This is a genomic window from Streptomyces noursei (genome assembly GCF_016917755.1).
Classification (GTDB): domain Bacteria; phylum Actinomycetota; class Actinomycetes; order Streptomycetales; family Streptomycetaceae; genus Streptomyces; species Streptomyces yunnanensis.
In genome coordinates, this window is record NZ_CP070326.1 from 7,587,348 (window position 1) to 7,613,318 (window position 25,971).

Below are 25,971 nucleotides of genomic sequence, written 5' to 3' on the forward strand. Positions count from 1 at the left end.
GCAGTCGGTCACCGGCCGCGGTTGGGGCTGCGGCCGTTTCACTGCTGATGGTGGCCGCGGCGGCCCGATCGGGTGATGGCCTGCCCGCGGAGAGTGTCGGCGTTGGCGCGGCCAGGAACGTGGGCCAGTCTCGTCGCGGAAGGGAGGCCCGCCGAACATGGCCGTGCACTGCTTCGGATCTCCGCGCCCCGCCCGCGACGGAGTGAAGTTCCTGGCGCTCCTCGTGCTGACCGCCGCCACCGCGTGCTCCAACGGTTCGGCCCCGACCCCGACCGGGAGTCCGAGCGCGAGCGCGAAGCCGGCCAGGACGATCACCGTCACGATGAAGGAGTATTCGCTGGCCCTCTCGCCGGCCCAGGCGGCCGCGGGGACCGTCACGTTCGTCGCGGACAACGCCGGCGCCGTCGCACACGCACTGACCGTCGCGGGGCCCGGCGTGTCCGACGCGCACACCTCGACCGTCCCGCCCGGCGGCCAGGCGCGGCTCACCGTCACCCTCAAGGCCGGCAGCTACGAACTGTGGTGTCCCATCGGCAAACACCGGGAACTCGGCATGGACACCCACCTCCAGGTCGGCGGGAACAGACCGGCGTCACCGGCCCCCGGCAGCCCCGCCGCGACCGCGACCGGGCAGTAGCGATGGCTCCCGGACCCGGCGGCCGCACGCACCGCACCACCATCAGCCGGCGCACGGTCGCGCGCGTGCTGCTCCAAGCGGTGACCGCGGCCGCACTGGCCGTGAACGCCTACGTGCACGCCGGCCTCGCCGCCGCCTTTGACCCGGTCGGGCAGCAGATCAGCCAGGGAACGCTGTTCCGCCTCGAAGCCGCCGTGGCGTCCCTGGCCGCGCTGCTGATCCTGCTCCTCGGTCGCCGACGGCCGGTGTGGGCGTTCGCCTTCCTGGTGTCCGTCTCCGCCCTGGGCACCGTGCTGCTCTATCGGTACGTGAACGTGGGCCCGCTCGGTCCGCTGCCGAACATGTACGAGCCGGTCTGGTGGCCGGATAAGACCGCCAGCGCGATCGCCGAGGCCGTCGGTGCCATGACCGCGCTCGGCGGCTTTCTGATCACCGGCCCGCCGCGCTCTGCGTCGACTCGGGCCGGCGCTCCTCAGAGCGACAAGGCCGACGGCGGGGGCGGCTGATCACGTGCCACGCCTCACCCTCCGCGCCGAACCCCGGCAGCTCCTGGGGCTGCTGTGGCTGCTGCTGCCCCTGGCGGTGACCGCTGCCCTGCTCTGGTTCGGCCTGGTACACACCCCGCAGCACCGGCGCAGCTTCTTCGGGACGCACGGCCCCGCCGTCATCCTGCTCAAGTCCCAGCTGGGCAGCGCCCTGTTGGGACTGGCTCTGATCCAGTTGGTCCTCGCGCTGTGGATGTACGGCCGGCTGCCCGGCCTGCGCGCCGCGCCGCACCCCGTGGGCACCGTGCACCGCGTGATCGGTGTGTTCGCTTTCCTGTTCTCCATCCCGATCGCCCGGCAATGCATCCTCGCCTACGGCGTCAGCCTGACCGGGCCCCGCCAGGCGCTGCACTCGCTCGCCGGCTGTTTTCTCTACGGGGCATTCGTCGCCAAGGTCGTCGTGGTGCGCCACCGCCGCTGGCCGGGCTGGGCGCTTCCGCTCGCCGGTGGCACGCTCGTCACGGTGATCGCCTTGGCTTGGTACTCGGCGGCGTTGTGGTACCTGAACGGCTTCCGGGTGCCCGGCCTGTAGGCGGACGACGTCGAATCGGTGCCGTCGTCGGCCACTATCGGCAGTGGTCACGGCTCGCCAACCCGCCGCCTTGCCGGGGTGCGAGGTGACCGGTTCATGCGAAAGCCGTTCCGTTCCTGCGGGGCTTTGGTGCCGCCGGTCTTGAGCCGGCTGCGGGCCCGGCCCGCCAGCACGTGCCTTGTATCCACGCGTGCGACCGATGCCCTAAAATAGGGCATATGTGCTATGTGTGAAAAAGTTGCACGTGCGGCACATGGCGCTGAAGGCAAGCGAGAGGAGCGCCTCATGATCGCCAAGCTGCTCGCCAAGTTGTCCTTCACCCGCAACTACGGTGCATACGGGGCCCACGACTGGGGCACGCACACCGGCGACGACAGGGTGTGACCACACGGGTCGGCGGACGCCACGGGCTCCCGCCGGCTCCTGGCCGCGCTGCCGACGCTATCGGCCTGACTGGTGCGAGAAGTCAGGGGCGGTCCCATGGGCCCAGTGAACGAGCCGCCGCGGTTGCCCGGAGGCAGCTTCGCGGCCTGGAGCCGCGACCGGCTGGGACTGGCGCGCCGTGGCGCCGATGAGTGCGGGGACGTCTGGCAGCTGGAGCCGGGTGTCTACGTAGCCGCTACGGCGGGGGTGTGTGAAGCGGTCCTGCACCGCGCGCAGGACTTTCCCAAGCCGTCCTCGCCCCTTTTCCCGCCGTTGAAGCGGCCCGGCGGAGCGCCGACGCCCGAGGAGCGTGCGCACGCTCGTGCCGCTCGGATGCGCGGACTGCGTCCGCAGGCGGTTGCGGCCCGGATCGGTGAGATCGCGCCCGGGACCGCTCGTTTTGCCGACCAGTGGCCCACGGACCGGGACGTCGAGATTCTGCCCCTGGTCCGGCCCGTCCTGGCAGAGATCGGCGTGCGCTACCTCTTCTCCGAAGACGCTCCCGTCCTGCTGCCCTTCGCCTGGCAGCTCTTCGTGGCCCGGGAGGTGCTCGTACGCCCCTCGCGCTGGGTGTGGCCGCGCTGGGTCCCCACACCGGCACGACGGTTCCGCACACGGCGGCAAGTCGCCTTCACCAACGCTCTGCGGCCCATCGTCCGCCGACGCCGTTCATCGGGCCGGTTCGGGGACGACGTGCTGGGACAGATGCTCCGGCCCTCCGCCCGCTACGGCGCCCTGTCGGAAGAAGCCGTCCTCGACACCCTCCCCGGAATCACCGTCGCGACGTTCGAGACGCCCTCCCGGGCAGCCGGATGGGTCCTGCTCCACCTGGCCCGATACGCCCAGGCCGCGGACCGCGTCGCGGCCGAAGCCGACCTGCTGCCCGCCGACCCGGCCACGACGACCAGCACCCACCTCGACAACCTGCAATACACCCAGGCGCTGGTGCGCGAAGTGCTCCGACTGCACCCCCCGAGCTGGCTGCTCACCCGGCGTGCTCCGCGACAGACTCAGCTCGCCGACTACACCATCGACGCCGGGTCCACCGTGCTCGTCTGCCCCTACACCGCCCACCGCGACGCCCGGGAACACCCCGAGCCGGACCGGTTCCGGCCCGAACGCTGGCTCGACGATTCGGGCTCGCCGGCGAAACCCGGGGTCTTCCTCGGCTTCGGTACCGGACCGCACGGCTGCGAGGGAGCCGCCCTGGCCATGGCCATGCTCACGCTCATGACCGCGCAGACGGCCCGCCGCTACCACTTGAGCGAGCCACCCGGCGCGGAACCCGGGTACCGGGTCACCACCTTCGAAGGTCTCGCAACCGCCGGCCTGCACCTGCGTGCCACCTTGCGCGGCTGAGGGCAGTCCTCCTTTCGGTGGCGGCCGCCTCGCAGGCCACTCCCCCACCGCAACAACGAACGTCGATCAAGTCCGAGTGCCGTTCCACACGCGCTCGGATCACCGGCTCATGGTTCGCTCATCGCGTGTCGCCTGTCGAACTCGTTGACGAGCATGCCCATCATGACGAGGTCGTGGTGCCGGCCGGCGAAGAAGACGTGTTCCCGCAAGCGCCCCTCCTCGGTGAAGCCGAGCCCACGGAAGAGTGCCAGCGATGCCTCGTTGTGGGCCAAAACCGCCGCCAGGCACTTGTGGTAGCGCCGCTCGGCGAACATGAAGCGCAGCAGCAGCACCACGGCTTCCGCCGCGTAGCCCTTGCGCCGGTGGCCGGCGCCGATGGTGATGTCGAACTCGAACCAGCCTGAGCGACGGCCGGTGCGATGTGAGCCGACTGTACCGACCAGCTCTCCCGTGACCTTCGCTTCGACCGCCAACCGGAAGCGGTCGTCATCGCACTCGGCAACGGCCTGCTCCTTCGCCCGGGCACGGTAGCTCTCGGCGGACCGCGGCAGATCCAGCCGGCCCCCTCGCGGCTCGTCATCGTCGGCGAAACGCGCGAACGCCGTCCAGTCTTCGGGCTCGACAGCGCGCAGGCGTACCCGATTTCCGGTCCAGGACGATGCCATGCCCTTATTTGAACGCTGCTGTGTGCGCGAGGCCGACAGGCACGCCGAGGCAGGCGTTGCCCGCCGTGCTCCGTCTCACCGCTGATCGTCGTCCTCGTCCCGAGCCGCGGGGTCGCGCAGCGGGCGCAAGTCCGACTGCGTGAACGTCGGGATCCCGTCGTCGGAGCCTGACCACGCGATCGACGGGGTTTCCATGGCCCGGCCAAGCGCCCGTCCCAGTCACCGCTTTAAGGAGTTCGTTGGATGTCGGGCGGTCGCCTCCCGGGCCATCGGACTCGCCGGTATCGGTGCCGCTGTTACGCTGATTTTGTGACGGTTTTCCGGCGCACCGTGCCCCACGGTTTCCGTCGAAACGGCAATCCAAAAGAGCGCCGCTTGGGTAACCAAAATGCAGCCGCAACCAGGGATACGTCCCTGGTCAGGCGCCGATCGCCTTAGCCGCGATCATCAATTTTTCCATGGGGCCCGACGAGCGCGGTGCACCCCTTCGCACTTCGCAGGGGTGGGCAGCGGCCGGGTCCTCCCTCGTTGCGCGCCGGAGTGGCGCTGGCTCAAGGGTCTGCAGCTCCCACTCCCTGTGGAGGCCGGGGTGAAAGTTGTCGTTGATCTCTCCCGATGTGTGGGGTATGCGCAGTGCGCGTTCCTGGCTCCGGAGGCGTTCCGGATGCACGGTGAGGAAGCGCTCATGTACACCCCGAACCCCGACGACGCCCAGCGCGACCAGGTGCTACGCGCCGCGGCGGCCTGTCCGGTCCAGGCGATCCTGGTCGACCGGTTGGAGGCGCGGCACGCACCGGCGGAGGCGTCCCCGTCATGACCGGTGCCGACGACCTGCGTGCGTTCAGGCGCGATGGCCGCATCGTGGTCGTCGGGGCTTCGCTGGCGGGGCTGCGGGCCGCGGAGGCTCTGCGGGACGAGGGTTTCACCGGATCGTTGACCATGATCGGTGACGAGTTGGGCGAGCCCTACGACCGGCCTCCCCTGTCCAAGCAGGTACTGACCGGGTGGGTGCCGGCCGGGGGCACCGCTTTGCCCCGCCGTCGTGACATCGATGCGGAGTGGCTGCTGGGTGTGCCCGCCAGCGGGCTGGACCTCGCGGCGCACCACGTGCGTCTCGCCGACGGACGCGAGGTTCCCTACGACCGGGTGCTGATCTCCACCGGGGTACGAGCCCGGCCGTGGTTCGTCGAGTCCGAGGCGGCCCTGGACGGGGTGTTCGTCGTACGTACCCGTGAGCATGCCGAGAGCCTGCAGCGGGCCCTCGCCGCCGGGCCCTCCCGTGTGCTGGTCATCGGTGCGGGATTCACCGGCTCCGAGATCGCCTCCGTCTGCCGCGAGCGGGACATCCCGGTGACCGTCGCCGAACTCGCGCCGGCCCCGCTGGTCGGGGCGCTCGGCACCATGATCGGCGAGGTTGCGGCCGACATGCAGCGCGCTCACGGTGTCGACCTGCGGTGCGGTGTCGAGGTCGCCCGGCTGGAGGGCGACGCGCAGGGACGGTTTCGCCGTGCTCACTTCGACGACGGCAGTACGGTCGACGCCGAAGTGGCGGTGGTGGCGCTCGGAAGCATCCGCAACACCGAGTGGCTGCGGGAGTCGGGACTGGCGGCGGGCGTATGGGGAATCACCTGTGACACGGGCTGCCGCGCCCTCGACATCAACGGCCGCGTCACCGACGACGTCTTCGCCGCGGGAGACGTGGCACGTTGCCCGAACCCCCTCTACGAAGACCGGCTCATCTCGCTGGAGCACTGGGCCAACGCCGTGGAGCAGGCAGGGGTCGCGGCACACAACATGGTCAGTGCCCGGGCGGACCGCCGGCCCCACCTGTCCATCCCGCTGTTCTGGTCGATCCAGTTCGGCGTCAACATCAAGTCCGTCGGCGTGCCGACCTTCGCCGACGAGGTGGTCGTCACCCAGGGATCGCCGGACGACCGCCGTTTCGTCACCGCATATGGCTATCGGGGCCGCGTCACGGCTGCCGTGAGCTTCAACAACGGTAAGTGGCTTGACTACTACCGACGGTTGATCGAGACGGCCGCGCCTTTCCCGCCCTCGTGCCCGACGCCGGACCAGCCGGCCGACAGGAAACCGGTGCCCGTCGACTTCCCCGGCCCCGCCCTGCTCGCGCAGGGCGCCACGGCGGTCGTCGCAGACCATGACCCGGGTGAGCGCCGCGTCACGACCGTGCACCGGCATCGGCAGGGGGAAGGCCGGACGACCACGACCGGGACGCCCGGCACGCTGCAACGGATCTTCGACTACTCCGCCCGGGCCGACCCTTACCCGCTGTATGCCGAGTTGCGCAAGACGCCGGTGGCTCGGCAGGAGGACGGCAGCTACGTCATCAGCACCCATCGCGAGATCACGGACGTACTGAACGACCCGCATCTGAGTTCCGACCTGCGCAATCTGTCGCGTCCGCCGCCCGCACCCGAGGGAGGTGCCACGTCGTCGTTCATCCACATGGACGCGCCCGAGCACGATCGTCTGCGGCGTATGGCGATGCGTCAGTTCGGCCCCCCGCACACCCCTGGGCTGGTGACCGGGCTTGACGGCTTCGTGACCGCCACCGTCGGTGGCCTGATCGACGACTTGGCGGGCAGGGAACGGATCGACATCGTCGATGATTTCGCCTTCCCGCTCCCCGTAACCGTGACCTGTCGCTTGCTCGGCGTGCCGTACGAGGACGAGCCGAGGTTCCACCGCTGGGTGCACGACATCATGCACTCGATCGACTACAACCCCGAGACCGACCCGAAGGAGAAACTGGACAAGGGCGTACAGGCCCGTAAGGACTTGCTCCAGTGCCTCAGTGAGCTGGTGGAACGGAGCCACGGCCGGCCGGGAGACGGCCTGCTGTCGCGGCTGGCCAACGACGACGGGCCCGACGGTCGGATGGCCGACGCCGAAATCGTCGCCACCGCCAGACTGTTCCTCATAGCCGGCCACGAGACCGTCGTCAACCTCATCACCAACGGCATGCTGACGCTGCTGCGCCACCCGCAGGTGCTGCAGCGACTGCGCGACGAACCGGACCTCGTGGTGCCGCTGGTCGAGGAACTGCTGCGCTACGAGCCCCCCGTGCACATCATTCCCTGGCGGACGACGTACAGCGACCTCACCGTCGCCGACACCGTCATCCCCCAAGGCTCGCAGGTCATGCTCATGCTGGCCTCGGGCAGCCGCGACCCGAAGCGCTTCCACGATCCGGACCGCTTCGACCCGGATCGGCCGGACAACCAGCACCTGGGGTTCGGCAGCGGCATCCACCTGTGTTTCGGCGGCCCGCTGGCCCGGCGGGAAACCCAGATCGCGCTGACCGAGTTGGTGCGCCGGCTCGACCGCCCCAGGCTGGTCGCCGACCCGCCGCCGTACCGGCCCAGCCCCGTTCTTCGGGGCCCGATCCATCTGGACGTCGAGCAGGGGCACGGTTGACGCGGCAGCCGAGGGCAGGCCCGACCGGGTTCGACAGTCGCTACAGTCCAGTCTCATGACGACGGTCACAACGCGCACGGTCGCATACCCGGCCGACGGCCTGACGATGATCGGTCACCTCGCGCTCCCCGCCGGTGTCGGCCGCCGGCCCGCAGTCCTGATCGGGCCCGAGGGGCCGGGCCTGAACGACTTCCAGCGCCGCCGGGCCGACGCCCTCGCCGAACTGGGGTACGTGGCGCTGGCCTTCGACCTCCACGGCGGGCGCTGGTTCACCGACCCCGAGGAAATACTGGCGCGTGTGCCCCCCTGCTCGCCGACCCCGACCGGATGCGGGGCATCGGCCACGCGGCGCTGGACGTGTTGCGCGCCGAACCGCGGACGGACCCCGACCGGATCGCCGGCATCGGCTATGGCACCGGCGGCGCCATCGTGTTGGAACTCGGGCGCGACGGCGTCGACCTGCGCGTGATCGGGACGGTCAACGCCCTGACCACTGGCCGACCGGGCGAGGCGGCGCGCATTCGCTGCAAGGTGTGGGCCGGGGTCGGGTCGGAAGACCCGCCCATCGCCGGTCGCGGTGCGCCGGACTTCGGCGCCCGGTTCTCCGGCGAAGCACCACCCCATGCACCCTCCCGTCACGATCATCGGCGCCGGCCTCCGCCGTGCTGATCGCGGAGGACACCTCGCTCTCCGTGCCAACGGCAACCTCGGCTTCAGAAACGCCCCAAGCCGTTGTAAAGGTGGGATGGTTGCGGCCTTCAGAGCTCTTGACGGCAGCCTTGGTCTAGTCCAGCTTGTGTCGGTGAACGGTCATGCTTTTTCTTCCTCCCCCACGGAAGGACCGGACACCTGATGAGGAAATCCCCCCGCATAGCCCTGGCGGCGGCAGCCGCCGGAGCGTTGTCCACCCTCGGAATCACCGCCGCCAGCGCGGACACCACGCACCTGCAGGCGATCCGCCCGACGGCCCACCTTGACGCGGGACAGTTCGCCCCGTTCGTGGACATGAGCAACTCCGCCGAGAGCCAGCTCGATGCGGCCATCACCAGCCATGGCGTGAAGACCTACACCGCCGCTTTCACCATCGGCGCCGGTTGCAACAACATCTGGGGCGACACGCTGCCCGTCGGCAACGACCCGAACGTCGACCCGGAGATCGCCAAGGCCAAGGCCGAGGGCGCCAACGTGATCATCTCCTCCGGCGGAGCAAGCGGTGAACCGCTGGCCTTCACCTGCACCGACCAGAGCCAGATCGACGCGGGCTACCAGAAGGAACTCACCGCCTACGGCACCGACTCCCTGGACTTCGACATCGAGGGCGCGGCCGTCGCGGACACCGCGGGCGTGGCTCGGCAGATGACCGCGATCAGGGACCTCAAGGCGAGTAACTCCGGGCTGACCGCCTCGGTGACGCTGCCGGTGATGCCCACCGGCCTGACCGCCGACGGGGTCAACGTGCTCAAGGCCGCCAAGGCGGCCGGTGTGAAGCTGGACAACGTCAACATCATGACGATGGACTACGGGCAGGGGACCGGCACCGACATGGGCGCGGCCGCGATCAGCGCGGGCAAGGCCACCCTGGCGCAGATGCAGTCCGTGGACTCCGGCTACACCTACGCCAACCTCGGCATCACCCCGATGATCGGCGTGAACGACGACGGCTCCACCTTCAGCCTGGCCGACGCCGCTTCGGTGGCGAGCTGGGCGGCGAGCAACGGGGTCGGCCGGATGTCCTACTGGTCCGTCAGCCGCGACCAAGCGTGCGGCGCGGCTGCGAAGGCCCAGACGTTGGCCGATGGCGGCATGGACCCCGCGCGCATCATGAGGCCGGCTTCCTCGCCGGTGTGCAGCGGCGTCGCCCAATCGCCGTTCGCCTTCACCGACGCACTCAGCAACGGCTGACGCCCGCTGTGGCCGGCGCGTCGTCGAGGGTGCGCTCCTGCACTCGGCCGGGGACGCCGCCGACACACCGGCCGAGGTCGACAGGATCCTCGATCTCCGTCCCGCGCAAGGCCGTTGACGGCCCTCGTGAGAGGTCTAGCGGCGCCTGATGACGGCCCGGCCCCGCGGAGGTCCACCCCGGTGACGTGTGGCCGTGCACCGGTCTCGCTGTCATGACGGACCAACTGCTCCGTGCGGCGCTGCTCGATCTCCACCCGCTTGTTCGGGTTCAATGCGGCAGCCAGCTCATCGGCGAGGGCCGCCACCGCACCGGTGCCGCCACCGCCCGTCGTCAATGTGCGCACAAGCCCTCGCAACCACCTGGGACGGCCGGTGCGCAGCACCATGCGTCGCGCGCCGGAAAGCACCAGTGGCACGACGATCACGGACGCCATCAGCAGGGAGGCGGCCAGCATCCAGACCATGCCGGAACAACGCCCGGGAAGGTGTGCTTGGGGCCGCCGGGGCTCCGGATTCAGGGCTGGTTTCCTGGGTGCCACCTGCGGTTTTCCAGCACTCCAACCGGTCAGTAACTTATGGGTCCGCCCCACGCGGGCCACCTGAAGCTGCGCGGGACGGCATGGGTCGTAGGGCCGCGGGACGGTGAGCGGGCGGTTGCCGAACTGGTTGAAGTGCGACAACGGCCCCATGGTGCAGGCGGTGTGACCTCGGGAGCCGGGGGGCTGGCAGCGATCGCGCACAGTTCGCCCGGGAACGGTGCGCTGTCGCGACTACGGGCCGGTAGCTTGGGATCATGTCCGCGTTCATACAACAGCTTCCCGCACTGGTCGGGGTCATCATCGGTGCCATCGGCTCATACTTGGCAGTCACTCGTGGCGATCAAGCCCGCTTCCGGCGTGAGCAGACAGCTCGTTGGGAGGAGCGCCGGCTGGCGGTCTACGCTGAATACGCGAGGGTGCTCAAGCAGACCGTCACCCTGACCTATCGCGTTGCGGCCCACCTGGGCAACGATCCTCATCCGCACCCCTTGTCGCCCGAGGAGGCCGCTCCGCATCTGACCAACGCAACCGATGCCCGGGATCCCGCTGGAGAGGCGCTACTCATGCTCGGCAGCCCCGACGTGGTGACGAAGGCACGGGAATGGGTCGTCACGGTCATGGACATGGAACGGTTCCTGCGAGACCGGACGCACAGCCCCGAGACCTGGTCGGCCATGCTTGTGCAGCAGCGCGCCGCGCGAGAGGGGTATTACGCGGCTGTTCGGCGCGACCTCGCGCTCCCGCCCGGCCATTCGGGGGAATGGAGCCTGCCGACGCCGTAGGCGGCTTCGTTGGGATCGGTCGATCGATGGTTCGGGCATGTCGTCAACTGGTACGCGTGGGCGCGGATCGAGCCGCTGCTGTCGGACGGGGCACGCAGAGGGCTGGTCACGCATCGGGCTGGCCACGCGGATCCATGACGCTGCGCACGCCCGCTGCCGCGCCCGCGCCTTCCTTCCACCTCACCGTCGGTGGAACGGGATGAGCGGCGACGATCGGCGGAGGCAGGCAGGCAGGCTGAATACGAACGCGGAAGACCTCATCCGTTCCCACGCCCAATCAACTTCGTTCCTGGAGGCGACATGAGCACCGCCCTTCTCGTGATGGACGTCCAACAGGCCATCGTCGACATCGCCGACGACGGCTCCGGCTATCTGCCACGCCTGCGCAAGGCAATCGAGGGAGCCAGGGCCGCGAACATCCCCGTGATCTACGTGGTCATCGCCTTGCGCCCCGGCTTCCCTGAAGTCGGGGCGCACAACAGAGCCCTCGCCGCCATCGCACAGGCCGGCCTCTACGTCGAAGGCGCCCCAGGCACCGAGATCCACCCCGACGTGGCACCCCAGCCCGGCGACATCGTGGTCACCAAGAAACGAGCAAGTGCCTTCTCCGGCAGCGACCTCGACATGGTCCTCAGAGCACGCGGAACCGACAGCCTCGTACTCACCGGCATCGCCACCAGCGCGGTAGTGCTCTACACCCTGTGCCAAGCCAACGACCTCGACTTCAACCTCACCGTCCTCTCCGACGGCTGTCTCGACACCGACCCACGCATACACCACATGCTGATCGAGCAACTGTTCCCGCAATGGGCGGACGTCACCACCATCAACAACTGGCTCACCACCATCACACCCCAATAGCAACAAGCCAGACGCACAGCCACTTCAACCATCAACTCCGGCGGGCCTGCCGGCCTTCCCTGTCGCCACGGGGAGGGCCGGCCAGGGCACCAGCGTGACGCGCACGCACGCACCAATCGGCCACCCCGCTCCGCCCGGCGCGCGAGAAGCGACCGCGCTCCAGCTCAAGACCGCTCCCCCGCCCCGGCGTCCGGCCGCTGCTCCCGGGCTCGACGGAAGGGAGTCGTGGGCAGCGGGTGCGTAGCTACGAAACGAATTCTCTCAACGAGCCTTGCTGGCCGGCTACTTCGCGAATGCAGGGGCTCGATCGCCCGAGCCCGGCGGGCACGCGGCGGCATTCCGTCGCTCCTCACACCGGCTTCCCCCAGTGCGAGTTGATGCCGCCGCGTCGGGCATAGATGAGCCGGGGGATGTGCTCGACCAGCCGGCACTGCGTGCAGCGCCGACTCGTAGCCGCACCGAGGCCGCCCCAGAGGATCCACATGACCGTTGCCGCCGATGCCACCAACCGCCCTTCCTACCAACGTTCCACCGTGATCCGCCGGACACCGCACCACCGCGGTCTCTTCGCCGTCGCCGTCCTCGCGGCCGCCCTCGCCCTCCTCGGAGCAATGCTCGCCCCGCCGTCCCATGCCACCACCGGTGGAACGAGCCCCGGACTCCGCCTCGGCTCCCTCCAACTCACCCCGTGCGAACAGCCCCCGAGCGGCTGGTGCGGAACCGCCGCACTCCCGTTGGACCGCCGGGCCCCCGACAGCCCGACCATCGACGTCGGCTTCGAGTGGGTACCGGCCACCGGACGGCCCCAGGGCACCGCGGTCGTGGTCGACGGTGGCCCCGGCTGGGCGACGCGCCACTCCCGCAGTGCCTACCTGGAGATGCTCGGGCCGCTTCGGGACAGCCGGAACCTGCTGCTGTTCGACCTGCGCGGAACGGGCCGCTCACAGGCCCTCACCTGCCCCGACCTGGAGCACTACGCGGACCAGCCCTCAGGGCCCGACTTCGCGCGGACCGTCGGCGCCTGCGGCGACCGGCTCGATCACACCTGGAAGCGCCCCGACGGCAGATGGATCCACGCCTCCGAGCTCTTCGGGTCCGCCGACTCCGCCCAGGACCTCGCCGATGTCCTCACCCGGCTCGGCGTTTCCGGCGTCGACCTCTACGGCGACTCCTACGGCAGTTGGTTCGCCCAGGTCTTCGCCGCACGGCACCCGTCCCTGCTCCGTTCCCTCACCCTGGACGCCACCTACGAAGTCCTCGGCCTGGACCCCTGGTACACCAGCGGCGTTACCTCCGCCCGCGACGCCTTCGCCGCTGTTTGCCGACGTTCGCCGCAGTGCGCCGCCCACACCTCCACCGACGCGTGGACCCTCCTCTCCGCCCTGGCCGCCCGCCTGCGCACCGCACCGCTCACCGGCACCACCACCGGCCTCGACGGAGAGCCCACCGCCGTAACGGTCACCGTGACCACTCTGGTCGACCTGGTCAACGACGCGGGCTCCGACCCAGGGATCTACCGGAGCCTGCAAGCCTCGGCCCACGCACTTCTCACCAGGGGCGACAGTGTCCCGCTGCTCCGCCTGGCCGAACAGACCACCGCCCACGACGGGACCAACGCGCCGCCCCCGGACTTCTCCAGCACCCTGTACTTCGCCGTGGCCTGCACCGACTATCCGCAGCTGTTCGCCATGACCAGCCCGAGCACCGAGCGCGCCCGCCAACTCCAGAACCGGATCGCCGCCCAACCCGCCGGCACCTTCGCTCCCTTCACCGCTGCCGAGTGGACGACCGTCAACGCCTACACCAACGCCTACGACGGCTGCCTCAACTGGCCGGCCCCCCAACGTACGCACACCCCCATCACGACCCACCCGCCCCTGGTGCCCCCGACCCTGCCGGCCCTCGTCCTCGGCGGCGATCTCGACTCCCTCACCCCCACCGCCGGCGGCCGACGCGTCGCAGCCCAACTCGGGCGCTCCGCCCGGTTCATCACCGTGCCCAACGTCACCCACATCACCGCCATGCCCGAACGGACCCGGCCGGGACCGGAAGCGTGCGGACAGTCCCTCTACCGCCAATTCCTGCGCAACCCGGCCGACCTGAAGCACCTGGACGTGTCCTGCACCCGGCACACCCCCGCCATCCCCGCCCTCGCCGACTACCCCACCCGCCTCGCCGACACCACCCCCGCAACCCCCGCGCCCGGCAACCAGGCCCGCCCAGGCGCTCTGCGCGCGGCCTCCGTCGGCGCATCGGCCGTCGGCGACTCGATCGTCCGAAGCGGCTACCTGACCCACGATCGCGACACCGGACTGCGCGGCGGCACCTTGACCGTCACCGGCGCTCCCCAAGCGCACTTCACCCTCACCGACATCCGCTGGGTGACCGACGCCACCGTCAACGGCACCGCAACATGGGACCGCACCAACGGCACCGTCACCGCGCACCTGAGAATCACGCCCGACAGCGACTCCGGCACCGAAACTGCCGCCACCACCGGCTCCGACTCCGACGTCACCCTCGACGTCACCTGGAACACCCTCACTCCCCGCACCCCGGCGTCCGTGACAGGCACTGCAGGAGACACCCCACTGCGCGGCACCCTCCCCCCACCGTGAGCCAAGCGATCCCATGCGCCCGTGCACAGGCGAGCTCCAGCAGCCGGCGCGACGGCTGGAGCACGCCTACGACGGGCCACGTCGGCATGTCTGAGGCCAGCTGCATCAGCTGGCCCGTCGCGCCCAAGGTCGAGCGTTCTCGACGAAGGCCCGGTCAGCGCACCTTGACGGTCTCGGTGGGCGTGACCATCTGCAGGTGGAGCTTGTTCGAGTTCCAGGTCGTCTCGTACAGCGCACCGCGGAACTGCAGCGTGCCACGGTGGTTCGCCCGGACCCATGTGTCGACCGCGCCGCCGTCGAAGACCGCGCCATGAGCGCACTTCACCGTGTGCCAGGTTCCGGTGGCCTGTCGCTGCTGCACACAGAACTTCTGGAAGAGGTCGTCGTCGTTCGAGGCGTACCCCTTCACGTGGATGCGCGCGCCGGCCTTCACGGTGTGCGGGCTCGCCTTGAATTCATAGCTGATCTTCGCGGAAGCCGTCACCGCGCTCAGCCCGAGTGCGGAGATGCCCACTGCCGCGACGACGGCCGCACGCGCGGCACGTCGGTTGAGAACGCCCATCGCCATCGCCATGTCTCCCCCTTCGGATGGTCTTGCGCTCGGCAGCGGTGAATAGGGCAGGGAGGCGAAGCCGTTCCTCGGCCCGCAGGCGCCGTATCAACTCGCCGATGCATCCTGTGAGACGGCGAACGGGGAAGCGCCGTTGCCCCGCGTTGCGTCATTTTTCGGTGGAGCGGCGTGTCGGCGTCGGGTGTTCGGCTCGGGTCAGTGGGTGGAGATCTTGTGGACGGCGGTGTCGTCGGGGTTCAGTCGCCGCCCGTCCGCAGACAGCACTTCCAGTGGGCGGAGGCGATGTCCCTGGCGGCGGTCGACCAGCTGTGAGTGTGGTTCGTCGGGGGCGAAGAAGTGCTGTTCGCCCCACTGTCGCAGCGCCACGATGACGGGGAAGAGCGCCTGGCCCTTCGGGGTCAGTACGTACTCGCGGTAGGCGCTGCCGTCGGAGGCGGGGACGGATTCGAGGACGCCGCCGGCGACCAGGGTGCGCAGACGCGCGGTGAGGATGTTCTTCGCCACTCCGAGGCTGCGTTGGAACTCCCCGAAGCGCCGGCTTCCATCGAAGGCGTCCCGCACGATCAGCAGGGACCACCAGTCGCCGATCGCGTCCACCGACCGGGCGACGGGACATTCACTGTCGTCGAAGCGCGTCCTGGTCACCATGGCGTCCCTCGCTCTCACATTGGTTGCAACATGCTACCAAGAAAGCTACCGTCTGCGCTGGTAGCAAGTTGAAACCAGATATCCGGAGGAGTGCTGATGCCTGGCAATGGTGAGGCTGTGACACAACAGACCGAGGCTCCGAGCGGGGGACGTTCCTCATTCGTCCTGTCCCGTGGCGTCGTCATACTGTTCGCCGTCGCCTGCGGGGCCGCGGTGGCCAACGTCTACTTCTCCCAGCCGCTGTTGGTGACCATGGGCCACGACCTGGCCATGAGCCCGGCGCTTGTCGGCAGCGTGGTGACCCTCACGCAAGTCGGATACGGGCTGGGACTCTTCTTCCTGGTGCCGCTGGGCGACGTGACCGACCGCAGACGGCTCATCGTGGCCCAGTTACTGCTCCTGGTGGTGGCGTTGGCCGTGGTGGCCGCCGCCCACACTGCGGCGATCCTGCTCGCGGGCATGGCCGCGACGGGACTTCTCGCAGTCGTCACACAGACGTTGGTGGCCTTCGCGGCGTCACTGGCCCCGCCCGCCGGGCGCGGACGGGTCGTCGGTCTGGTCACCAGCGGCGTGGTCATCGGAATCCTGCTCGCCCGCACCGTATCCGGCCTCATGGCCGATCTCGCGGGCTGGCGCTCCGTCTACCTCGCCTCGGCGTCGTTCACCGCCGTGCTCGCCCTGGTCCTGTACCGGGTGCTGCCGCGCCACAGTGACGCTCCGCCGACAACCCTGCGCTACGGGCAGCTCCTGCGCTCCACCCTCACCCTGTTCGCACGGGAACGACTGCTGCGGCTCCGGGCCCTGTTCGGCCTGCTGGTCTTCGCCGCCTTCAGCACCCTGTGGAGCAGCATCGCGCTGCCCCTCAGCGAGGCCCCGTATTTCCTGCCGCACAGTGCGATCGGGGCGTTGGGGCTGATCGGAGTCGCCGGCGCCCTGGCCGCGACCGTGGCGGGCCGCCTGAACGACCGCGGACTCTCCCGGCGGACCACCGGCATTGCCCTGGCGCTGCTCGCCGCCTCGTGGTTGCCGCTGGCCTTCACCCGCAGCTCGCTGTGGGCCCTGGTCGTCGGGGTGATCCTCCTCGACCTCGCCGTGCAGGCGGTCCATGTCACCAACCAGACCCTGATCTACGCGCTGCACCCGGAGGCGGGCAGCAGACTGATCGGCGGATACATGGTCTTCTACTCGATCGGCAGCGCCACCGGCGCCATCGCCGCGACCTCCCTCTACACGGCGGCCGGCTGGGGCGCCGTCTGCGCGCTGGGGGCCGCCTTCAGCTGCCTGGGGCTCGTGCTGTGGGCGTTCACGCGACGCGGCGCTCCGGAGCGCGCCACCGAGGCGGCCGCTCGCAGCGAAGCCTGAGCGGTCGCGTCGAACGTTGGGTGACGGGCACACCGTGGATCAGAAAACGGTGCGGACCCGGTTCGGAGGCCGGGCACACGTTGGTCGGCGGGGTGTCCGGGACGTCGTCGGAGTGTGAGGCGGGGCGCGTGTCTTGAAGAGATCTCCTGGTCGCGTCGGGCGCGCGTGAGCCGCCCGGCGGCCAGGAGTTCTTCGTCGCCGGAGCGAAGGCAACGCGGACGTGGCGAGCTGTTCGAGGCGGGCCTCGCTTTCCAGCTGCAGGGGCCGGCTCGGGGGCTTCAGCCGGGGCGCCATCGTCAACGGCGCCGGACTGAGCGCATCGTCGGCCCGGTCGACTCCCCTCGGCGGTATGAGTTCGGGAAGGCGCGGTGGTGATGTCGGCGGCAGCGCCGTTGCCACGTCGCACAGGAGGGGCGTCCCGGCGTCGTGCTCGGTCAACTGCCCTCTGTCGGTACGAGATTCGTCGGCTGTGGGGATGAGGGGTCTTCCGCCGTGCGGCGGAGCGGGTTGGTCCTGCGAGTCGAGGCGCACGGTGCGGCAGCGCGGAAGGCTGGACGCATGAGTCGAATGACACAGACCGTTCCCCGTACCGGCCGGGCCGCCGTCCGCCGGATCCTGCGCTGGGTGGCCATCGCCGCCTGCGTGCCCTATCTGTCGCTCAAGGTCGCCTGGATCGCGGGCAGTACCGTCGGCATCCCCGAGGGCAGTGCGCTGCTCAGCGACGGCACGTCGCTCAGGCTGGTCAATGCGGCCACGGTGCTGATGGACGTTTCCGTCGTCGTCCTGGCCCTGGTCCTCACCAAGCCCTGGGGCAGGCGCGTCCCGTCGTGGCTGTTGGCCCTGCCGATGTGGGGCGCGGTTGGGCTGCTGACGCCCATCATGGTGGGATTCCCGGCCCAGTTGCTGGTCGGGGCGCTCGGTGGCACCGCTTCGGGATCGTCCGGGGACAACGGTGCGTTCCTGGAGGGTTGGGTCTTCGACCTCGTGTACGGCGGGTTCATCCTCCAGGGGTTGGCCCTGGGCGCCCTGTTCGTGCTGTATGCCTGCGAGCGCTGGGGACACATGTGGCAGGGGCGGCTCGGCGACGTGGGTGCCCGGCCGGTCGGGCGAGGGCAGCGGCCGGCGGCGCTGGTGGCGGCTGGTCTGGCGGTGCTGCCGATGGCGGTGCACCTGCTGTGGGCGTGCGGTGTGCACACGGGGTTGCCGGACACCTTGGCCGCGCAGTACGACGCCGATTCCGCGGTGCAGGACGCGGCCTATGTGCTGTACACGGGTGCCACCGTGGCGGGCCTGGCGCTGCTCCTCGCCCGGCGGGCGGGGGCGGCGCTGGCCTTGCGTGTACCGCTGCTGCTCGCGGGGGTGGGTTCGGCGGCGACCGGCTGCTGGGGCGGTTGGCTGCTGCTTGCGGCGGTGACCGGGCCCTCGCACGGCGATCGGGCCGCCACTCCACTCATGCTCCTCACTTACGCTGTGCAGATGTTCGTCGGACTGCTCGTACTCACGGCCGGTGCCCGCTTCCTCAACGGGCGGGCCGGCGCCCCGCGTACCTCGTGACACGACCCGTGCAGGGCCTGGTGGCCGCCGCCCTGGGCCGCCGCGCACGGCTGCGCTGGGTGCATCTGCTCCTGGGCGGGGCACTGTTGATGCCGTACTACCTCGTGACGAACGTCCTGGTGGCGGTCGTCTGGCCGGAGTCGGGCGGCTTCCTCTCCACCTCCCTGGGCTGGCAGTTCACCACCTTCGCGCTCGCGCTGATACCCGGCGCCGCCACCGCACTCCACCCGCTGGTGCGGCCCCTTGTGAGCGGGCCGGCGCGGGCACTGTGCGGGGTGCCGGGAGCCGGGCTGGAGACGGGGCCGAGCAGATCCTGGGCGGCCAGGGGGCGGACGGCCCTGTGGTACACACTGCACCTGCTGACTGGCGGCCTCGTCAGCGGAGTGTCGCTGGCCGTGCCGCCCCTGGCCCTGATGCTGATCGCGGTGCCGGTCACCGGGATGCTGGGCGGCGGACGGATGCCGTGGGGCCTGGGGCGCTCGGGAGCGTCGTGGTGGCTGCTGGCGCCGCTGGCCGGCATCGGGCTGCTGGCCGGGGTCGTGGCCCTGTCCTGGGCGGCGGGTGCGCTGCTGGCGCGCTGCGCGCCCGTCCTGTTGGGGCCGACGGCCGCCGACCGACTGGCGGCGGCCGAGCAGCACGCGATGCAGTTGGCGCTGCGCAACCGACTGGCGCGGGAACTGCACGACTCCGTCGGACATGCGCTCAGCGCGGTGACGCTACAGGCAGTCGCAGCGCGCAGAGTCCTCGACGTCGACCTGGAGTTCGTCCGGCAGGCACTGGCCGCGATCGAGACCACGACCCGCGAGGCGGTCGGCGAACTCGACACCGTACTGGGGCTCTTGCGCGAGGAAGGCCCGACCGACACCGCACCGGCACCGACCCTCACCGGCCTGGACGCGCTGCTCGAACGCACCCGCGCGGCAGGCGCCGCCCTCACCCTCGACGCGCCCACGGCCCTGGACCGGATACCACCGGTCGTCTCCCGCGAGGCGTACCGCATCGTCCAAGAAGGACTGGGCAACGCCCTGCGCCACGCGGACCAGGCACCCATCCGACTGCGTATCGCAGTGCACGACGACGCATTGGAGATCGACGTGGAAAACCCGATCGAGCCCACCACCGGGCCCGCGCCCCGCCGTCGCGGCGGCGGCCGGGGGCTGCCCGGCATCGCCGAACGAGCCCGACTGCTGCGCGGCGAAGCCCTCTTCGGCGAGCACGGCGGTGTGTGGCGACTGGCCGTACGCCTCCCCCTGAGCGGCAGCGCCCAGTGACCGCCCCGACCCGGCCGGACACACCGCCGATCCGGATCGTCCTGGCCGACGACGAGCAGATGGTCCGCACCGCCCTGCGCGCCATCCTCGGCACCGAACCGGACATCGAGGTCGTCGGCGAGGCCGCCACCGGCGCCCAAGCAGTCCCCCTCGTCCGCGAACTGCGCCCGGACATCGTGCTGATGGACGTGCGCATGCCCCAGATCGACGGCATCCGCGCCACCGAGTGCATCCTGGCAGGCACCGACAACCCGCCACGCATCATCGTCCTCACCACCTTCGAGAACGACAGCTACGTATACGACGCACTCCGCGCGGGCGCCTCCGGCTTCCTCCTCAAACGCGCGCATGCCGACGAACTCGTCCAGGCCGTACGTCTGGTGGCCCGCACCGACACGCTCCTGTTCCCCACCGCCATCCGCGCCCTGGCTCATACGCACACCAATCGGCAGGGCTCGCGCGCAGAGGCGGAGCGGCTGCGCGAGCGCCTCTCCGAGCGCGAGGTGGAGGTGCTGCACCTGATGGCGCAGGGCCTGTCGAACACCGAAATCGCCCAGCGGATGACAGTGGGGGCAGCCACGGTCAAGACGCATGTGGCAGGGGTGCTGGCCAAGCTGGGCGTCCGGGACCGCACCCAGGCGGTCATCGCCGCCTACGAGTGCGGATTCGTGTCACCGGGCTGACCGGGCCGGGTAGCGGGCGCGCAGGTCGCCGTGTCGCCGCCGTCAGTTCGACCGCGCAGATCATCGTGGCGTCCGGTGGCGCGCGGTGCTCTCCCGGCCCGGCGCAGGCCAGGTCAGGTCGGGTCAGATCAGGTCAGGTCAGTGGGCAGTTCTCGGTGGGCCGTGGCCGGGTCGGGCCGACCAGGACGTCGCTGTGCGGGGAGCGGGCCTTGACCGGTGGGGGGACGGCCGGTCCAGGGGTGTTCCCGGGGTCCGGGTAGAGCAGGGCGTGGCGCCGGCGGGCTTCGGCCGCGGCCTCGGGGCGCGGGACCACGGTGTGCTCCGTGCTGCCGTCCGGCCACAGCGTGGTGACCAGGCACAGGTCGTCGAGACGGCGCGCGGCCCGCAGGTGCCGGGCCACGCCCCGCACTGCGGTCGGCACGGTCAGACATGCCTCGCCCGCGGTGTCGAACTCCACGACGGCCAGGCCATCGGCCCACAGGCGTCCCCCCGCCGCCCGGCGTTCCCGCGCGGACCTGAAGCACCACACGTCGCTGTTCTTGTGTACGACGACGGCGGCCGCCTCCGGGCCCGTACCCACGGCGGTTCCGCCGTCCGGGCCCTCGTACCAGGGAAAGGGGCGGCACAGCAGCCGCACTCCGCCGCGCTCCGCCCAGTCCACGGCGCCCTCATGGACGACCTTGGCGCCGTGCCGGGACATCCGGCGCGCTCCCTCATAGCTGATCCGGGACAGGGTGCGGGCCTCCGGGACCAGGTAGGGGTCGGCGGTGCACACGCCGGGCACGTCGGAGAAGAGTTCGCAGGTGTCGGCGCCCAGCGCGGCGGCCGCCGCCACCGCCGAGAGGTCCGAGCTGTTGCGGCCCAGCATCACCGTCCGTCCGTCCGCGTCGACCGCCTGGCCACCGGGGACGACCACGACCGGACAGTCGGCCAGGGCCTCGGCCAGCGTCCCGGGGGTGGCCGAGACGAGTCTGGCCCGGTCGCCCGGTCCCTCGGCGAGGAGCCCGGTGCCCGCCGCCGGGAGGGGGCGGGCCGTCACGCCTTCGGCGTCGAGCGCGGCGGCCAGCAGGGCGACGCTCACCGTCTCGCCGGTGGTCAGCAGCATCGCGGCGGCGTCCGCCGGCGGGTCCTCGACCAGGGCGTCCAGGGTCTGCTGGAGCCTGCCCGTCGTCCCGGACATGGCGCTCGCCACCACGACCAGCGGGCGCTTCTCCTCGGTGACGCGGCGGACCGCGTACCGGGCCACCCGGTGGTAGCCGTCGAGGTCGGCGAAGGCCGAACCACCGAACTTCAGCACCAGCGGACGCCCGTCGGAGGTGCGGCGGGTCGTCATCCGAGCCACCCGTTCTTCAGGCCGAGTTCGACGATCTGCAGCGCGTTGAGCGCCGCCCCCACCCACAGGTTGTCGGCGACCACCCAGAGCGCCGCCGCCCGGTCGTCCTCCGGCTCGACGCGGATGCGCCCGACGTGGACCAGGGCGCGGTCCTCGGGTCGGGCGAAGACGGTGCGGGGCATGGGGTACGAGGGGCTCTGCGACCGGCCGTAGGACCGTAAGCCGGGTGTCGCGGCCAGGGCCGCCTCGACGGACTCGGTCGTGACCGGTTCCCGCAGTCTGACGTGCACGGCCTCGGAGTGGCAGTCGAAGACCGGTACCCGCACCGCGGTGGCGCTCACCCGCAGGTCCGGCAGGCCGAGGATCTTGCGCGGTTCGCGGACGAGCTTGCGCTCCTCGTGCGTGAGCCCGGTGTCGTCCTGAAGTCCTATCTCGGGCACGAGGTTGAAGGACAGCGGCTGTCCGAAGCGTCCACCGGGGGTGCCTTGCGCCCGGGGGTCGTCCAGGATGGCCCTGGACCCCTCGGCGAGTTCCCGCAGGCCGCGCACTCCGCCGCCGGACGCCGCCTGGTAGGTGGCCACCACGACGTCCTCCAGGCCGGCCAGTTCGTGCAGCGGCTTCAGGGCGCGCACCAGCTGGATGGTCGAGCAGTTGGGGTTGGCCACGAGGTTCGGTCCCGGCCGGTCGTCGAGCGCACCGGGGTTGACCTGCGGTACGACGAGGGGCACGTCGGGGCGCATCCGGAAGGCGGAGCTGTTGTCGACGACCAGTACCCCGGCCGAGGCCAGCCGCTCCGCCTCGCGGGCGCTGATCTCCGCGCCCGCGGAGAAGACGGCGACGTCCAGGCCGGCGGGGTCCAGGTCGTCGAGCGTCACCAGCTGCGCCATGGGCAGCGAGAGCCCCAGTTCGTTGCCCAGGTCCCGGCCGAGGCTGCGCGCCGAGCCGACGGGCACCACCTGTTCCACCGGCACGATCCCGCCGTCGAGCAGGGCCAGGCACTCCCGGCCCACCGCTCCGGTGGCCCCCACTACCGCGATGCGCAGCATGTACGTCCTCCTGTTGGGCCCCACGCGGGGCTCATTGTCTGGTGATGTCGGACAACCGCCCCCGGAAGGCACGCCGGTAAGCGTTGGGGGTGGTGTTGAGGGACCGCACGAACTGGTACCGCAGGGCCGCCGCGTTGGCGAATCCCGTACGGGCCGCGATCACCTCCATCGTCTCGTCGGTGTTCTCCAACAGCCGCTGGGCGTTGAGCAACCGCTGTGCCAGCAGCCAGCGGTAGGGGGTGGTCCCCGTCTCCGTCCGGAAGCGGCGGGCGAAGGTGCGCGGCGACATACAGGCCCGTGCCGAGAGCTGTTCGACGCTGATCTCCTGGTCCAGGTGCTGCTCGGCCCAGACCATCACCTCGCGTACGCCGTCCTCCCCGTAGTGGGCGACCGGTCGCTCGATGTACTGGGCCTGGCCGCCTTCCCGGTGCGGGGGCACCACCATCCGCCGGGCGATGGCGTTGGCGACGTCGCTGCCCTGGAGCTTGCGCACCAGATGGAGGCAGGCGTCGATGCCCGCCGACGTGCCGGCCGAGGTGAGGATCGGGTCCTCGTCCACGTAGAGCACTCCCGGTTCGACCTGGGCCTTGGGGTAGCGCTCGGCGAGTGCCTCGGCGTACCGCCAGTGCGTGGTGCAGCGTCGTCCGTCGAGCAGCCCGGCGGCGCCCAGGACGAAGGCGCCGACGCAGACGCTCACCACCCGGACCCCGCGGGCCACCGCCTGGCGCAGGGCCTCCAGCAGGGCGGGAGGGAAGTCCCTGGTGTGGAAGTCGTCGCCGACCGGGATGGCGATGAGGTCGGCGTCCTCCAGCCGGTCCAGACCGTAGGGCGTGCTGATGGTGAATCCGGGCACCGCCCGCACCGACGAGGACTCCGCGGCGACGAGCGCGAAGTCGTACGCGGGCAGCCCCTCCTCCCGTCGATCGATCCCGAACACTTCGCATATGACACCCAGCTCGAATGGATGAACGTTGTCGAGCAGGACGGCGGCTACGTTCTTCAGCATGGGACCCAATGTGGCAGTAATGCGTGGGGTTCTGACAGTCCTCACGCTGTTCCATGGCCGGATCGGCCCTCATAATCTCAGCATGGACCTGAATCGGTGGGGATTCCCGCAGTCGAACTCGTGGGTCTCATGGGTGGTGAGGCGTCGTTGAAGGCCCCGTCGAGGGAGACGATCCCGCCCCGGATTCCCAATACGACAGCTTGCGTGCGGTCGGATACGCCGGCCTTCGTGAAGACGGCCGACAAATGGTTCTTCACCGTCTTCTCGGAAATTCCGAGCGCCCTGGCGACGCGGCGATTGGAATTCCCCTGGGAGATGAGCACCAGAATCTGGCGCTCACGGGCCGTCAGGAGGTCGAGCGCCGCCCGGGCCGCGAGGACCCCCTCGGAGGGGGACGACCCCGCGGCCGCCCGTAAGTTCTCTATCAGCTGCTCCTGGGCTTCGAGCGCATCCTGTGCCTCGCCGAGCGCCTTGTACATGTCGGCGACCGCTTCGGTCAGGGCGGCCACGGGCCGCGACGGTGCACCGCAGAACTCGCAGCACCGCTGATCCCTCAAGTCCGCAACGGGCCCTCGCGCAACACGTGACATTCGAAGAACTCCCTCCGCCGATATGGATGGATCGAATCGCGCTTCTCCGTAATGCTCGGGTTCCTCCGCAAAGCTCGGGCCTCTCCGCGGGGCTCGGGGGACGGTGCGGGCGGGTCGGGGGAACGGGTCAGACGGGAATCCGCGTGTGGATCGCCACCGTCTTGCACCGCGTGTATTCGCGCAGCGCCTCCAGCCCCTTCTCCACGCCGATTCCAGAGCGCCGGTAGCCGCCGAACGGCAACTCGACTCCCCCGGCCGCGCTGTAGTCGTTCACGAACACCTGGCCCACCCTCAACCGCCCGGCGAGCCAGTGGGCCGTGGTCACGTCGGACGTCCAGATTCCGGCGGCCAGCCCGTACGTGGTGTGTTCCGCCAGTGCGACCGCCTCGTCCAGCGTGTCGAAGGCCGACACGCACAGGACCGGGCCGAAGATCTCCTCGTTGAAGACACGGTGCCGGGGCGTCACCCGGTCGAGGAGGGTGGGCTCCACGTAGAAGCCCTCGGCGTACGCCTCCCCTTCGGGCACTCCGCCGCCGACGACGACCTCGGCGTCCCGGCGGCCCTCGGCCAGGTGGGCGAGGACCCGCTCGCGCTGCTTCGCGGAGATGAGCGGTCCCATGTCGGAATCGTCGATGCCCGGGCCGATGCGCAGGGCGCGGAACCTCTCCGCGAGGGCGGCCACCAGTTCGTCGTGCACGGACCGGTGGACGAGCAGGCGGCTTCCGGCGCTGCAGTTCTGTCCGGCGTGCTCCGTGATCGCCTCCACGATCTGCGGCACCGCCCGCGCGGCGTCGTAGTCGGGGAGCACCAACTGCGGTGATTTTCCGCCCAGTTCGAGGGTGACGGGCACGATGTTCCGCGCGGCCGCGGCCATGACGGCCTCGCCGACCTCCCGCGAGCCGGTGAACGCGATGCGGTCCACGTCGGGGTGCGCGGCGAGCGCGGCTCCCGCTTCCGCCCCGTAGCCCGGTACGACGTTGAGGACGCCCGCCGGGAGTCCCGCCCCTTCGACGAGGTCGGCCAGGCGGAGCGAGGTCAACGGCGCGTCCTCGGCGGGCTTGAGGACACAGCAGTTGCCCGCGGCGAGGGCCGGGGCCAGGGTCCTGGCGGCGATCTGCAGCGGGTAGTTCCACGGGATGATGTGCCCGCACACGCCGTATGGTTCGCGCAGCGTGAAGGCCAGTCGGTCCGGCCGCTGCTGGATCGTTTCGCCACCGAGGGACTCGATCGCGTTGGCGTAGAAGTCGAAGTACCGCGCGGCGACGTCGACGTCCGTCAGCGACTGGCTGATCGGCTTGCCGGTGTCGAGGGTCTCCAACCGGGCCAGTTCCTCGCGCTCGCCGCGCAGGGCGTCGGCGATGCGCCGGCAGACCTGGGAGCGCTCCACCGGTGTCGTGAACCGCCACACCGACTCGTATGCGTGCCTGGCAGCGTCCACAGCCGACTGGACCTCGGCTGGACCGCACCGGGCGACACGTGCGAAGGGGCGGGCGTTCGACGGATCGAGGACGTCGATCCACCGTTGGGTGGGCACTCTCTTCCCCGCGATGACAGCCGCGTGCTCCGGTAATCCTGCTTCACTCACGGATATATCCAGCTCCTTGAC

22 protein-coding genes and 3 pseudogenes are annotated in these 25,971 nt (G+C 70.5%); 16 read left to right on the top strand and 9 right to left on the bottom strand.

Annotation, left to right across the window (positions count from 1 at the left end):
* Positions 1-157: 157 nt before the first annotated feature.
* The 4 genes from JNO44_RS33060 to JNO44_RS33075 all read left to right on the top strand — a co-directional run bounded on the left by JNO44_RS33060 (position 158) and on the right by JNO44_RS33075 (position 3,496).
* Positions 158-637 (top strand): copper-binding protein, encoded by a 480-nt coding sequence (locus JNO44_RS33060; RefSeq protein ID WP_205367531.1) that lies wholly within the window; start codon positions 158-160, stop codon positions 635-637.
* Between the two features lie 2 nt (positions 638-639).
* Positions 640-1,143 carry a hypothetical protein gene (locus JNO44_RS33065; RefSeq protein WP_205367532.1) on the top strand — a complete coding sequence of 168 codons (504 nt, stop codon included), beginning with the start codon at positions 640-642 and terminating at the stop codon, positions 1,141-1,143.
* Between the two features lie 4 nt (positions 1,144-1,147).
* Positions 1,148-1,714: a DUF6529 family protein gene (locus JNO44_RS33070; RefSeq protein ID WP_205367533.1), complete on the top strand. Its 567-nt coding sequence runs from the start codon at positions 1,148-1,150 to the stop codon at positions 1,712-1,714.
* A 480-nt stretch (positions 1,715-2,194) separates the two neighbouring features.
* Positions 2,195-3,496 (top strand): cytochrome P450, encoded by a 1,302-nt coding sequence (locus JNO44_RS33075; RefSeq protein WP_240167761.1) that lies wholly within the window; start codon positions 2,195-2,197, stop codon positions 3,494-3,496.
* 107 nt (positions 3,497-3,603) lie between these two features.
* Here JNO44_RS33075 and JNO44_RS33080 read toward each other — a convergent pair whose 3' ends face one another.
* Entirely contained in the window at positions 3,604-4,161 is a 558-nt protein-coding gene (locus tag JNO44_RS33080) for a GNAT family N-acetyltransferase (protein ID WP_205367534.1), read from the bottom strand.
* A gap of 589 nt (positions 4,162-4,750) precedes the next feature.
* On the opposite strand from JNO44_RS33080, the gene JNO44_RS33085 reads away from it, so the two are divergent.
* The 5 genes and pseudogenes from JNO44_RS33085 (at position 4,751) to JNO44_RS33105 (ending at position 9,501) form a co-directional block, all read left to right on the top strand.
* Positions 4,751-4,978, top strand: coding sequence for a ferredoxin (locus JNO44_RS33085; RefSeq protein ID WP_205367536.1), 228 nt, complete (start codon positions 4,751-4,753; stop codon positions 4,976-4,978).
* Positions 4,975-6,351, top strand: a pseudogene (locus tag JNO44_RS33090) (NAD(P)/FAD-dependent oxidoreductase); the annotation flags it as partial. The gene JNO44_RS33085 and the pseudogene JNO44_RS33090, both read left to right, overlap by 4 nt.
* Before the next feature lie 126 nt (positions 6,352-6,477).
* Positions 6,478-7,599 carry a cytochrome P450 gene (locus JNO44_RS33095; RefSeq protein WP_338058616.1) on the top strand — a complete coding sequence of 374 codons (1,122 nt, stop codon included), beginning with the start codon at positions 6,478-6,480 and terminating at the stop codon, positions 7,597-7,599.
* 55 nt (positions 7,600-7,654) lie between these two features.
* A pseudogene (locus JNO44_RS33100) lies at positions 7,655-8,181 on the top strand (dienelactone hydrolase family protein); the annotation flags it as partial.
* A 270-nt stretch (positions 8,182-8,451) separates the two neighbouring features.
* Entirely contained in the window at positions 8,452-9,501 is a 1,050-nt protein-coding gene (locus tag JNO44_RS33105; RefSeq protein ID WP_240167762.1) for a chitinase, read from the top strand.
* A 176-nt stretch (positions 9,502-9,677) separates the two neighbouring features.
* Here JNO44_RS33105 and JNO44_RS45265 read toward each other — a convergent pair.
* Positions 9,678-10,190 (bottom strand): annotated as a pseudogene (locus JNO44_RS45265) (hypothetical protein); the annotation flags it as partial.
* Between the two features lie 104 nt (positions 10,191-10,294).
* On the opposite strand from JNO44_RS45265, the gene JNO44_RS33110 reads away from it, so the two are divergent.
* The 3 genes from JNO44_RS33110 to JNO44_RS33120 all read left to right on the top strand — a co-directional run bounded on the left by JNO44_RS33110 (position 10,295) and on the right by JNO44_RS33120 (position 14,301).
* Entirely contained in the window at positions 10,295-10,822 is a 528-nt protein-coding gene (locus JNO44_RS33110) for a hypothetical protein (protein ID WP_205367537.1), read from the top strand.
* 300 nt (positions 10,823-11,122) lie between these two features.
* Positions 11,123-11,683: a cysteine hydrolase family protein gene (locus JNO44_RS33115; RefSeq protein ID WP_205367538.1), complete on the top strand. Its 561-nt coding sequence runs from the start codon at positions 11,123-11,125 to the stop codon at positions 11,681-11,683.
* A gap of 482 nt (positions 11,684-12,165) precedes the next feature.
* Positions 12,166-14,301 (top strand): alpha/beta hydrolase, encoded by a 2,136-nt coding sequence (locus tag JNO44_RS33120; protein ID WP_205367539.1) that lies wholly within the window; start codon positions 12,166-12,168, stop codon positions 14,299-14,301.
* A 154-nt stretch (positions 14,302-14,455) separates the two neighbouring features.
* Here JNO44_RS33120 and JNO44_RS33125 read toward each other — a convergent pair whose 3' ends face one another.
* Together JNO44_RS33125 and JNO44_RS33130 are read right to left on the bottom strand one after the other, a co-directional pair.
* A complete protein-coding gene (locus JNO44_RS33125; RefSeq protein WP_205367540.1) occupies positions 14,456-14,875 on the bottom strand; it encodes a hypothetical protein in 420 nt (139 codons plus the stop codon).
* Positions 14,876-15,067: 192 nt separating this feature from the next.
* Positions 15,068-15,520 (bottom strand): winged helix-turn-helix transcriptional regulator, encoded by a 453-nt coding sequence (locus tag JNO44_RS33130; protein WP_205367541.1) that lies wholly within the window; start codon positions 15,518-15,520, stop codon positions 15,068-15,070.
* A 96-nt stretch (positions 15,521-15,616) separates the two neighbouring features.
* Here JNO44_RS33130 and JNO44_RS33135 point away from each other — a divergent pair, with 96 nt between their 5' ends.
* From JNO44_RS33135 to JNO44_RS33150, 4 genes are all read left to right on the top strand, one after another.
* Positions 15,617-16,882, top strand: coding sequence for an MFS transporter (locus JNO44_RS33135; protein ID WP_205367542.1), 1,266 nt, complete (start codon positions 15,617-15,619; stop codon positions 16,880-16,882).
* 558 nt (positions 16,883-17,440) lie between these two features.
* Positions 17,441-18,436 (top strand): hypothetical protein, encoded by a 996-nt coding sequence (locus JNO44_RS33140; RefSeq protein ID WP_240167763.1) that lies wholly within the window; start codon positions 17,441-17,443, stop codon positions 18,434-18,436.
* Entirely contained in the window at positions 18,433-19,707 is a 1,275-nt protein-coding gene (locus tag JNO44_RS33145; protein WP_240167764.1) for a sensor histidine kinase, read from the top strand. The genes JNO44_RS33140 and JNO44_RS33145 overlap by 4 nt, the downstream gene beginning before the upstream one ends.
* Positions 19,704-20,390, top strand: a complete 687-nt coding sequence (locus JNO44_RS33150; protein ID WP_275695778.1) for a response regulator transcription factor — start codon at positions 19,704-19,706, stop codon at positions 20,388-20,390. The genes JNO44_RS33145 and JNO44_RS33150 overlap by 4 nt, the downstream gene beginning before the upstream one ends.
* A 133-nt stretch (positions 20,391-20,523) precedes the next feature.
* Here JNO44_RS33150 and JNO44_RS33155 read toward each other — a convergent pair whose 3' ends face one another.
* The 5 genes from JNO44_RS33155 to JNO44_RS33175 all read right to left on the bottom strand — a co-directional run bounded on the left by JNO44_RS33155 (position 20,524) and on the right by JNO44_RS33175 (position 25,950).
* Positions 20,524-21,723: an amino acid kinase family protein gene (locus JNO44_RS33155; protein WP_205367543.1), complete on the bottom strand. Its 1,200-nt coding sequence runs from the start codon at positions 21,721-21,723 to the stop codon at positions 20,524-20,526.
* Complete coding sequence (locus tag JNO44_RS33160) at positions 21,720-22,769, bottom strand: aspartate-semialdehyde dehydrogenase (RefSeq protein ID WP_205367544.1); 1,050 nt, start codon at positions 22,767-22,769, stop codon at positions 21,720-21,722. Before JNO44_RS33160 ends, JNO44_RS33155 begins: the two co-directional genes overlap by 4 nt.
* Before the next feature lie 31 nt (positions 22,770-22,800).
* A complete protein-coding gene (locus JNO44_RS33165) occupies positions 22,801-23,775 on the bottom strand; it encodes a GlxA family transcriptional regulator (RefSeq protein ID WP_205367546.1) in 975 nt (324 codons plus the stop codon).
* 77 nt (positions 23,776-23,852) lie between these two features.
* Positions 23,853-24,284, bottom strand: coding sequence for a LuxR C-terminal-related transcriptional regulator (locus JNO44_RS33170; protein WP_205367548.1), 432 nt, complete (start codon positions 24,282-24,284; stop codon positions 23,853-23,855).
* A gap of 208 nt (positions 24,285-24,492) precedes the next feature.
* Positions 24,493-25,950 (bottom strand): aldehyde dehydrogenase family protein, encoded by a 1,458-nt coding sequence (locus JNO44_RS33175; RefSeq protein WP_240167765.1) that lies wholly within the window; start codon positions 25,948-25,950, stop codon positions 24,493-24,495.
* Positions 25,951-25,971 lie beyond the last annotated feature (21 nt).

Coding starts and splice junctions, on each gene's coding strand:
- JNO44_RS33060 (WP_205367531.1), top strand. CDS start 158: ATGGCCGTGCACTGCTTCGGATCTCCGCGCCCCGCCCGCGACGGAGTG.
- JNO44_RS33105 (WP_240167762.1), top strand. CDS start 8,452: ATGAGGAAATCCCCCCGCATAGCCCTGGCGGCGGCAGCCGCCGGAGCG.
- JNO44_RS33115 (WP_205367538.1), top strand. CDS start 11,123: ATGAGCACCGCCCTTCTCGTGATGGACGTCCAACAGGCCATCGTCGAC.
- JNO44_RS33125 (WP_205367540.1), bottom strand. CDS start 14,875: ATGGCGATGGCGATGGGCGTTCTCAACCGACGTGCCGCGCGTGCGGCC.
- JNO44_RS33120 (WP_205367539.1), top strand. CDS start 12,166: ATGACCGTTGCCGCCGATGCCACCAACCGCCCTTCCTACCAACGTTCC.
- JNO44_RS33140 (WP_240167763.1), top strand. CDS start 17,441: ATGAGTCGAATGACACAGACCGTTCCCCGTACCGGCCGGGCCGCCGTC.
- JNO44_RS33130 (WP_205367541.1), bottom strand. CDS start 15,520: ATGGTGACCAGGACGCGCTTCGACGACAGTGAATGTCCCGTCGCCCGG.
- JNO44_RS33155 (WP_205367543.1), bottom strand. CDS start 21,723: ATGACGACCCGCCGCACCTCCGACGGGCGTCCGCTGGTGCTGAAGTTC.
- JNO44_RS33110 (WP_205367537.1), top strand. CDS start 10,295: ATGTCCGCGTTCATACAACAGCTTCCCGCACTGGTCGGGGTCATCATC.
- JNO44_RS33165 (WP_205367546.1), bottom strand. CDS start 23,775: ATGCTGAAGAACGTAGCCGCCGTCCTGCTCGACAACGTTCATCCATTC.
- JNO44_RS33160 (WP_205367544.1), bottom strand. CDS start 22,769: ATGCTGCGCATCGCGGTAGTGGGGGCCACCGGAGCGGTGGGCCGGGAG.
- JNO44_RS33065 (WP_205367532.1), top strand. CDS start 640: ATGGCTCCCGGACCCGGCGGCCGCACGCACCGCACCACCATCAGCCGG.
- JNO44_RS33075 (WP_240167761.1), top strand. CDS start 2,195: ATGGGCCCAGTGAACGAGCCGCCGCGGTTGCCCGGAGGCAGCTTCGCG.
- JNO44_RS33135 (WP_205367542.1), top strand. CDS start 15,617: ATGCCTGGCAATGGTGAGGCTGTGACACAACAGACCGAGGCTCCGAGC.
- JNO44_RS33080 (WP_205367534.1), bottom strand. CDS start 4,161: ATGGCATCGTCCTGGACCGGAAATCGGGTACGCCTGCGCGCTGTCGAG.